Here is a 3,870-nt window from a genome sequence, read left to right as displayed (position 1 = left end):
CGCTGCGAACCCTGACCCGAGAACAGGAACGCCGTGCGGCCGCGCGTCGCGGTGCCGCGCAGGACGCGCGGGGTGCCGCGCTCCTCGGCGAGCGCGGTCAGACCGGCGATCAGCTCGTCGCGGTCGCCCGCTAGCACGGCGGCTCGGTGCTCGAACGCGGCGCGCGTGGTCGCCGCCGAGTACGCGACGTCGGCGAGCCCGTGCTCGCCCGAGCGCACCTGGCCCGCCAGCCTGCGCGCCTGCTCCCGCAGCGCCGCGGACGTGCGCCCGGACAGCGGAATCGGCAGCGCGGTGACCGGAACGGCTGCCGCGGTGTCGTCCTCGGGATGCTGGAGGTACTGCTCGATGATCACGTGCGCGTTGGTGCCGCTGGCGCCGAAGGACGAGATGCCCGCGCGGCGCGGACGCCGCGTCTCCGGCCAGTCCATCCGCTCGGTGAGCAGCTCGACGTCGCCCGCCGCCCAGTCCACGTGCGAGGACGGCGCGTCCACGTGCAGCGTCCTGGGCAGCTCGCCGTGCCGCATCGCCATGACCATCTTGAGCACCCCGGCCGCACCCGAGGCGGCCTGCGCGTGCCCGATGTTCGACTTGACCGCGCCCAGCCACAGCGGTCGCTCCCGGTTGCGGCCGTAGGTGGCGAACAGCCCCTGCGCCTCGATCGGGTCACCGAGCTCGGTCCCGGTGCCGTGCGCCTCGACGGCGTCCACATCGGACGGGTCGAGAGCCGCTGCCGCGAGCGCCTGCCGGATCACCCGTTGTTGCGCGGGCCCGCTGGGTGCGGTGAGTCCGTTGGAGGCGCCGTCGGAGTTGATCGCGGAACCGCGGACCACGGCGAGGATCTGGTGCCCGTTGCGCTGCGCGTCGGACAGCCGCTCCAGCACCAGCATTCCCACGCCCTCGGCCCAGCCGGTGCCGTCCGCCGAATCCGAGAACGCCTTGCACCGGCCGTCCTCGGACAACGCGCCCTGGGCGCTGAACTCGACGAACCCGACCGGCGTGGCCATCACGGTCACCCCGCCCGCCAGCGCCATCGAGCACTCGCCCGAGCGCAGCGACTGCGCGGCGAGGTGCAGCGACACCAGCGAGGACGAGCACGCGGTGTCCACCGACACCGTCGGCCCCTGCAGGCCGAAGGTGTAGGCGACGCGGCCGGACAGCAGGCTCGCGGACTGCGCCGTCTCCCACTCCAGACCGGTGACCTCGGCGGGGGCTCGGTACTCACCGCTCCCGCCGCCGACGAACACGCCCGTGTCGGTGCCGCGCAGCTCCCCGGGGTCGATCCCGGCGCGCTCGAAGGCCTCCCACGCCGTCTCCAGGACCAAGCGCTGCTGCGGATCCATCACCAGCGCCTCGCGCGGTGAGATCGAGAAGAAGTCCGGGTCGAACTCGGCGGCGTCGTGCAGGAAACCGCCGTAGCGGGTGGCGCTGCGCCCCTCCTCGACCAGGGAACCGAGGTCCCAGCCGCGGTCGGCAGGCACCTCGCCGACCGCGTCCACCTCGTCGACCAGCAGCTGCCACAGGTCCTCGGGAGACCGCACGCCGCCGGGGTACCGGCCGGTCATGCCGATGATCGCCACCGGTTCGTCCACCGACCGCGCCCCCGCGGGCAGCGCAGCGGGCGCGTCGCCCTCGCCCAGGAGCTCGGCGAGCAGGTGATCGGCGAGCTCGGCGGGCGTGGGGTGGTCGAACACCAGGGTGGCCGACAGCGACAGCCCGGTCTGCGCGTCGATCTGGTTGCGCAGGTCCACCGCGGTCAGCGAATCGAAACCGAGGTCGCGGAACGGCACGTCCGCCTCGACGACCTCGGCGTCGCCGTGACCGAGGACGGCAGCGGCCCGCTCGCGCACCAGGTTCAGCATCGTGGTTCGCCGTTGTCCCTCGGGCTCGGCGAGCAGCGTCCGCCGCATCGCCGGTTCGCCCGCGGGCTCGTCGGCAGGCACGGCTTCCGGGATCCCGGAGAACAGCGCCGCGCGCTCGGCGAGCGCGGGCGCGAACGTCTCCCAGCGGACGTCCGCGACGGCGACGGCGGGATCCGCACCGGCGACCACCCGGCCCAGCACGGCCAGCGCCTGCTGCGCGGGCAGCACGGGAAGACCGCTGATGCGGAGGTGGGCGGTCATGCTCGGGTCGGTCGTCTCCGCCCACGGACCCCACGCGACGTAGCGGGTCGCGCGGTCCCGCTCGTCGCGCCGCAGCGCGAAGGCCGCCAGCTGAGCGTCGTGCGCCGCCTGCGGCAACCGCCCGCGCACGCCCCACGTTCCGGCGATGGAGCCCAGCACCACGAACGCGTCGAGCTCCCGGTAGCCGAGCAGCTCGTCGAGGTTGGCCAGCCCGGCCAGCACGTGGGCGGACGTCGCGGCGTGCTCCTCCCCGGCGTGCACCACCGCGGTGAGATCGTCGCCGACTCCGTCGAGCAGCGCGGCGAGCTGATCGCGATCCGCCGTGTCGCAGTCGACAACCGTGGCGGGGAGCTCCCGCTCCACCTCGGACACGTCCTCGTCCCCGGTGAGCAGCACGTGGTCGGCGCCGTTGTCGCTCAGCCAGCGGGCGACCAGCGCGCCCATCGGGCTCGTGCCGCCGACGACGAGCACGGTGCCGCGCGGCGTCCAGGACTCCCCGGCCGTCGAGCCGCGCACCAGGCGTCGCGCGTAGGCGCCCTCAGCGCGGATCGCGATCTCGTGCTCGTCATCCGGCACCGAGCCGAGCCAGTCGTCCACGATCTCGGGCAGGTCGATCAGGCCACCCCAGCGCTCCGGGTGCTCCAGCGCCAGGACCTGCCCCTCGCCCCAGAAGTCGGCCTGCGCGGCGTCGCGCAACAGCTCGGAGCCCACGGCGACCGCACCGCGCGTCACGCACCACAGCGGCGCGGTGATCCCGGCCTCGGCCAGGGTGCGCAGCAGTTCGTCCGGCCGGGTATCCAGCAGCGACACGACCCCTGCGAAGTCGCCCTGAGCGCGCGGGTCGCCGACCGCGGTCGCCCGGACCGCCCCGGTGCCCAGCGAGTCGGCGGCCGCTGCTGCCCACTCGTCGCCCTCCGGCACCAGCGCGAGCCAACGTCCCTGCGCAGCACGGCCCTCCGAGGCGATCGGAGTCCACGCGATGCGGTAGAGCCAGTCCTCCGACGGGGATCGGTCGACGCCGACGCTCGCGACGGTCTCCGGCCAGTAGCGCTGTCGCTGGAAGGCGTAGGTGGGCAGCTCGACCCGCCGCGCACCGCTGCTCTCGAAGTAGGCGGACCAATTCACGGCCAGACCGGCCACGTACATCCGGCCCAGCGCGGCGGCGAACGAGTCCTGCTCGTCGCGATCCCGGCGCAGCACCGGAACGCTGCCCTCGACCAGGGCCGAAAGCGGACCGTCCGGCCCGATCTCGACGAAGCTGGTCGCCCCGGCCTCGCGCGCGGCGTCGACGTTGTCGGCGAAGCGCACCGTCTCCCGCACGTGCCGCACCCAGTACTCCGGCGAGGTCACATCACCGCTGGTCACCAGGGGAATTCGCGGCTCGTGGAAGGACAAGCCCTCCACGACCACGCGGAAGTCCGCCAGCATCGGGTCCATCAGCGAGGAGTGGAAAGCGTGCGAGACGTCCAACCGCCGCGACTGCCAGCGCTTCGCGAGTTCCAGCACCTCGTCCTCGGTGCCCGAGACCACCACGGAATCCGGACCGTTGACCGCCGCGACCGACACACCGTCGCTCAGGTGTGGCAGCACCTCCGCCTCGGAGGCCTGCACCGACACCATCGCGCCACCAGCGGGCAACGCCTCCATCAAAGAAGCACGCGCCGAAATCAACCGGCACGCATCCTCCAGCGAGAACACACCCGCCACATGCGCAGCCGCGACCTCACCGACCGAATGCCCCACCAACTGA

The 3,870-nt window shown here is 73.5% G+C and carries 1 protein-coding gene; it reads right to left on the bottom strand.

Annotated features, from left to right (window positions below; translation table 11 throughout):
* A partial coding sequence (locus tag ABD289_RS25165) for a type I polyketide synthase (RefSeq protein ID WP_344138142.1) occupies window positions 1-3,818 on the bottom strand: 3,818 nt, incomplete at its 3' end.
* Window positions 3,819-3,870: the final 52 nt, after the last annotated feature.

The organism is Saccharopolyspora halophila, from assembly GCF_039531955.1.
In the GTDB taxonomy this organism is placed as follows: domain Bacteria; phylum Actinomycetota; class Actinomycetes; order Mycobacteriales; family Pseudonocardiaceae; genus Saccharopolyspora; species Saccharopolyspora halophila.
The sequence above is the reverse complement of the archived record's forward strand: the minus strand, read 5'-3'. Positions and strand labels throughout refer to the sequence as shown.